This is a genomic window from uncultured Formosa sp., from assembly GCF_947500765.1.
In the GTDB taxonomy this organism is placed as follows: domain Bacteria; phylum Bacteroidota; class Bacteroidia; order Flavobacteriales; family Flavobacteriaceae; genus Formosa.
The window spans coordinates 1-1,827 of the sequence record NZ_CANMTH010000037.1 but is presented as its reverse complement, the minus strand read 5'-3'; the positions used below and the strand labels follow the sequence as shown (position 1 = coordinate 1,827).

The 1,827-nt window shown below is 30.9% G+C and carries 2 protein-coding genes; both read right to left on the bottom strand.

All coding sequences use genetic code 11. The features are described from left to right. Positions 1 to 87 precede the first annotated feature (87 nt). Positions 88 to 672, bottom strand: a complete 585-nt coding sequence (locus Q1B05_RS18475) for a hypothetical protein (RefSeq protein WP_299782926.1) — start codon at positions 670 to 672, stop codon at positions 88 to 90. A 153-nt stretch (positions 673 to 825) separates the two neighbouring features. Further along, positions 826 to 1,749 (bottom strand): hypothetical protein, encoded by a 924-nt coding sequence (locus Q1B05_RS18470; protein ID WP_299782925.1) that lies wholly within the window; start codon positions 1,747 to 1,749, stop codon positions 826 to 828. Positions 1,750 to 1,827: the final 78 nt, after the last annotated feature.

The following is a 1,827-nucleotide window of genomic DNA, read 5'->3' as shown; positions in this document are numbered from 1 at the left end:
AAATAAAAACCGAATAGAAAATCCGCGAGGATTTTCGTAAGTAGGCGAGAACCAGCCATTAATTATACACGGTGTTGTAAGGCGTTTTTATTTTGTTTTAGGTTCAATTCCATTCATTTTAGCAAACGCATAAGTATAACCAAAAACTTGATCTAAATCAGTTTCTTCGGATGAGTATTGTTTATAAAATTCCAAGTGTTTAATAGTTTTTTCTAAACTTTCTTTAGTCCACTTAAAATCCATTTTGTATTTCATTTCAGTTCGCTCAATACTATTTTGAGAATTAAGATAATAAATGAATCGAAAAGGAACTTCTGATGTACTAAAGTCATTTGCAATTTCAGTGTCAGAACTAAAAAACGTTTCGATTATTTTATTTTTCTCGTAATCGTATTTTATTATTGGTCCACCATAAAACCCCGAGCCAGCCCAATCCAATTGATGTTTCCAATTATAGAACCTTAATTCTTTTGTTCTTCCGTAATCATCTATGGTTTCCATTACAAATTCAGTTCCTATAGTATCCTTAATATTCCATTTTTCTAATTTTACAGAAGATGCAGTAAACCTTATTTTATGGAAAAGTATTTTCGGTTCGTTTTGAAGTCCGAAAGAAGTAAGAATAAATATTCCAATTAAACTTAATGATATGAATTTGAATGTTTTGTTCATTTTTCAAATGACTTATAACGGTCTCGTGTATGATTTCGTTGCGTGTTTAAGCACTAAAGTTAGCAAATAAATCACAGATAGAAAGTCCGCGAGGACTTTCGTAAGTAAGCTATAACTAGCAATGAATTATACACATTGTTAGCTGTAGTTTTTTTATCTTAATCTATAATCCACAAGGAAATTTTCCAAATCAATTTCCGAATTCGGATAAGTCAAATTTGTCGAGCCATTTTCTTGGTGAATCCAGTTAAAATTCTTTCCAAATTCTTTATAATATCCACCATTTCCATCTGGTGTTCCAATGTCGATAGATGACTTTTCGAAAATTAGCTTACCATAGGTTTTTCCATCTCTACAAAGGACAAAAAATCCTTCTTCGTTTCCAGTCAAAATATATTCCGTTTTATAACCTTCTGTTGGCGCTTGACTTTGTTCATAAAGAACAGAAGAACTTATTTCATTCACGAAAATTGGTTTTATTCCACCTTGAGCATTTGTCTTAATCACGCTTGGTGGATTATCTTTCTTAATTTGCTCAAACCAAAAGTCAGAATTAATTGTATCGAGAGACATTTCTAATGATTCGTGGTTAAAGCCATATGTTTCTTGATTTTCAAAATTCAGAACGTTGTCATTATCGTAAACTCGAACTCTTAAAAAAGGGAAGTCATTTTGACCTTTATAAAACCCTTTTTCTGTACTTAATAGTTTAACAAGTGTTGGATTATTTTTTTGTCTATTCAGTTTTAGAGTTAAATCTAGCTTGTTTTCAGTCAAATCATTATAACTCCGATTTGGTAGATAGTTTTCGGCTTTAGAAGCAATATCTATTTTATGTCCTTTCTCAAAGTTTACTTTAAAAAATCCTTCGTTATCCGTTGATGCTGTTTTCTTTTTAAAACTTACTTCCTCAAAGCTATGTTCATACCAACAAAGAATTACAACTTCTGCGTTAGTGATTGGACTTCCGTTTAATTCATCAACTATTTTTCCTGTAACGGTTATATTGTCTTTGTCAGCTGAACAGCCAAAAAGACTTAAAATGATTAGGAAAAGTACGATTGTGTTGGTTTTCATTAAATGTCTTGTCCTGAAATATGGCTACAGTTTAAAATTGAATTAAGCTGATAATTTATATACCATATTCGGTGTTTT

Bases quoted from the DNA above. Each gene is read 5' to 3' on its own strand.
- Q1B05_RS18475 (WP_299782926.1), bottom strand. From the start codon at position 672: ATGAACAAAACATTCAAATTCATATCATTAAGTTTAATTGGAATATTT.
- Q1B05_RS18470 (WP_299782925.1), bottom strand. From the start codon at position 1,749: ATGAAAACCAACACAATCGTACTTTTCCTAATCATTTTAAGTCTTTTT.